At 43.9% G+C, this 3,496-nt stretch carries 4 protein-coding genes; all 4 read right to left on the bottom strand.

The features are described from left to right. Positions 1 to 34: 34 nt before the first annotated feature. A complete protein-coding gene (locus H6F50_RS12100) occupies positions 35 to 1,696 on the bottom strand; it encodes an ATP-binding protein (RefSeq protein WP_190428891.1) in 1,662 nt (553 codons plus the stop codon). Positions 1,697 to 1,839: 143 nt separating this feature from the next. Further along, on the bottom strand, positions 1,840 to 2,814 hold the full coding sequence (locus H6F50_RS12105; protein ID WP_190428892.1) for an ABC transporter substrate-binding protein: 975 nt from the start codon (positions 2,812 to 2,814) through the stop codon (positions 1,840 to 1,842). A gap of 50 nt (positions 2,815 to 2,864) precedes the next feature. Beyond that, a complete protein-coding gene (locus H6F50_RS12110; protein WP_190428894.1) occupies positions 2,865 to 3,068 on the bottom strand; it encodes a hypothetical protein in 204 nt (67 codons plus the stop codon). A gap of 41 nt (positions 3,069 to 3,109) precedes the next feature. Further along, the coding region (locus H6F50_RS12115; protein WP_190428893.1) for a hypothetical protein at positions 3,110 to 3,496 on the bottom strand (387 nt) is incomplete at its 5' end.

The raw sequence follows: 3,496 nt of genomic DNA on the forward strand, positions 1-3,496 counted from the left end.
TAGTTATTAATAAAATCTGACATTTACTATTTCCTCATTCCCCCATTTTCCCAGCTTCTCTGCTTTTTTGTCGCACGGGAATTTCAATGATAAACTGCGCTCCTTCTCCGGGATCAGAAATACATTTTAATTGACCGTTATGTTTTTCTACCACAAGCTGATAGCTAATAGATAATCCTAATCCCGTGCCTTTGCCTACTGGTTTCGTGGTAAAAAACGGGTCAAATATCCGCTGTTGTATTTCTTGGTTCATCCCTGATCCATTATCGGCGATCGCTACCACTACCCAATCTGATTCATTAATGGAAGTGCGAATCAAAATTTGTCCTTTTTCATTACCTGTTGATTCTGATAAAGCATCAATGCTATTATTGATAATATTCATAAACACTTGATTCAACTGCCCAGCATAGCACTCAATCTTGGGTAAGTTTCCATAATCTTTAATAATTTCAATACTGGGAGAATCTCTCTCCCCATTCAATCGATGTTGTAAAATTAATAAAGTGCTATCAATACCTTCGTGAATATCAACTTTTTTGAGTTCTGACTCGTCGTGACGGGCAAAGTTCCGCAAACTAAGGACAATCTGACGGATGCGTTCGCTGCCAACTTTCATAGAACCGAGCATCTTGGGTAAATCATCAGCCAGAAATTCCCAGTCCATCTCTTGAGTCTGTTCGACAATTTCACGAACGGGATTCGGATAGTGTTGCTGATAGAGATGAACAAGGCTGAGTAAGTCTTGGGTGTAGTCATTGACATAAAGAAGATTGCCATGAATGAAATTAACAGGATTGTTGATTTCATGAGCAACCCCCGCAACCAGTTGACCTAAGCTAGACATTTTCTCGGCGTGAATCAGTTGTGCTTGGGTTTGTTTTAGCTTGTGTAAAGCTTGTTTGAGTTCTTCATTTTGGCGCAGGGTTTCTGTATTCTTCTGAACTTCTTCAGCCATTCGATCGAAAGCGATTGAAATCTGACTCAGTTCATCAGAGCCTTTTAAATTAGCACGTACTTCTAAATTTCCTTGTGCTAAGCTGTTGCTAGTTGCGACCAGTTTGGCTACTCGCAAGTTCAAGGTTTTGTAAAAGAAGAACCAGAGAATGCTACAAAGCACAGCAAGAGCAACACTGTAGGTTAGCGATCGCTCTAAAGCATCGTTGTATGCCTGAGCTTTTAGCGACGAAAGGTCATACTCCAACAACAACACACCTACCCTCGACGGTAGGATTTCTCCAGGCGAAGCTCCCAAAAACACTGGATAAATTGCCTTGAGGGTTTGTCTAGCGTCCGAAAAAATTACCTGCTTTGACTGAGTTTGCTGGACTTCTTTGATCGCTGATAAGCTGGAGGCTGCTAGAGTGTTGCTGATTAAGCGATTTTGCAGATCAAAACGAGTTGACAAGAGTACTCGCTCATTTTCATCACAAAGCAAAGCTAACCGCAGATTAGGAGCTGGAGCAATCTGAGCGATCGCTAAATCGGCACCCTTACCTTGAGCCGTTCTGTACAAGTACTCTAGTAACGTTGCTGTTTGACTTGCAGAAAATTCAGCCTGCTGTCTGATACTCGTTTCGGTACGGGAGAAGGACTGAGAGACTTCCCGTTGAAACGAAACCAAACCTAACACACTGCCGAACAATAACAGAATTCCTGGAATCGAAAACCGCAGAGGAAAGGGGAAGCGATGCATAGGTAGACTTTTTGCAAAAATAGTTTTGCGTGGAGGCATGAACCACAGATTAACCCAGATAAACACAGATGAATCTGATATTAACTGTAGGCATCTGTGGTTTTTTCATAGAGGTATGTTGAGTGTTGCAATCGGTCTACGCTTTAGGGCTTGACATCTCTAACCAGTCTGTCATCGAGCAGAGGGTTAGGGTCTACGTCTTGTTTCAGTATCTTATTTTCAACCAAAAATTGGGATAACCGTTGGGTTCCCTTGAGCAACACAGAATTGGTTTTTCCCAAGAGTTTCTGGTTTTCCTCAAGGGTGACGAGCTGAAGTCCCTTAAGGGATGATAAGAATTGTTCGGGTGTGACTCCTTGTCGCCGTGCCATTCGACGAGCGGCATCTTCGGGATTTTTCTCAATATAATCGAGAGCGCGGAACCAACCCTGGATTAACACCTGCAATTGAGTAGCATGCGTTGTCAACAACGACTCACTGCCAATTAGCACATCGACAACTTCACCAGGGATCTGGGTGCTGTCAAAGAGTAATTTTGCTCCGGCGTTGAGTATATTGGAGCGGTAAGGCTCAAAGGTGACAATGGCATCAACGCGACCTTGTTTGAACGCCTCCTCCTGGTCGGATAGCTCCACAGGGACAATCTTGACATCTTTGAGTGACAGACCGACTTGTTCTAAGCCACGACTCAGGACAAATGTTGCCAGCATTGACCTGTCAAAGCCAACCCTGCGCCCTTTTAGACTTTGCAGATTCGCGATCGCTGGTTTAGCTACAATGGCGTCTGCACCATTAGAGATATCCATAATTAGCCAAGCACGGACATCTGGATGAGTCGGCGCTAATGTCAAAAACCCAGTCATCGGTGCGGCGCTCATTTCTACTTCACCGTTCCGGTAAGCTCTGTTTGGGTCGAAGTTGGGATACTCCACTAATTGAATCGGGGTGTTACGGTAGTATCCTAGTTCGCGAGCGAGAAATAGAGGTTCATACCCAGGCCAAACATTTGTACCAATCCGTAAGGGTTTGAGGGGTGCTGGGACACAACTGATTAGAATGAAGCTTGAGAGGGCGATCGCCACAATTAACAACTTCACAGGCAAGGTGAAACCTCTCATCTTTAGTCCTCTGAGCGCAGTCCTAATAGAAAGCTCTTTTTACCTGAGTATTATCGAATACTTTTCAGGACTAGACTTTTGTGAGGCGCGATCGCCCCAGTAATCCTTGTGGTCGAACCAGAAGCATGATGAACAAGATAACCCTGCTCGGAGCCGTAAATCAAGCCTTGGTACTGCAATCGGGCGATCGCTCCTTGGAGACTGCCTCCTCTAGACAGGTAATGCTTGTGAGCGATCGCTGTTATTGTATCCACCAACCCGAAACAGCGATCGCTTCCCTTCAAAGAGTGTTATTTTATCGCCTACCCTCTTTCCACTCTTCCCCACCTGGTAGCTGAACTAAATTCTCATCAATGATTGCTGGTAAAGTTTTTGCCGAAGGTTCATACGTTAAATCGAGCAATCTCTGAGCCGTCATTATTAAATCTGTTCTATCCACCGACGCTGCAAGTTGGCAAGGATGATAAAAATAATCCATAGCTTCTATATTTGCCGGACGAAGTGCTGCCTCAATTGCCTCTTCTAGAAAAGGCTTCCATTCATCTTGCTCGATGTAGTAAGACGTTTTATTCTCTTTGAGATTTAATGTTTGAATTTGCTGGAGAGAATCTGAAATTAAAGCTGCCCAGGAATTAGTTAAACACTGGTCAACTTGGTTTTGAATCAAGTGAGTCAGCATTGT

The sequence above is a fragment of the Coleofasciculus sp. FACHB-712 genome, from assembly GCF_014695635.1.
Taxonomy (GTDB): domain Bacteria; phylum Cyanobacteriota; class Cyanobacteriia; order Cyanobacteriales; family FACHB-T130; genus FACHB-T130.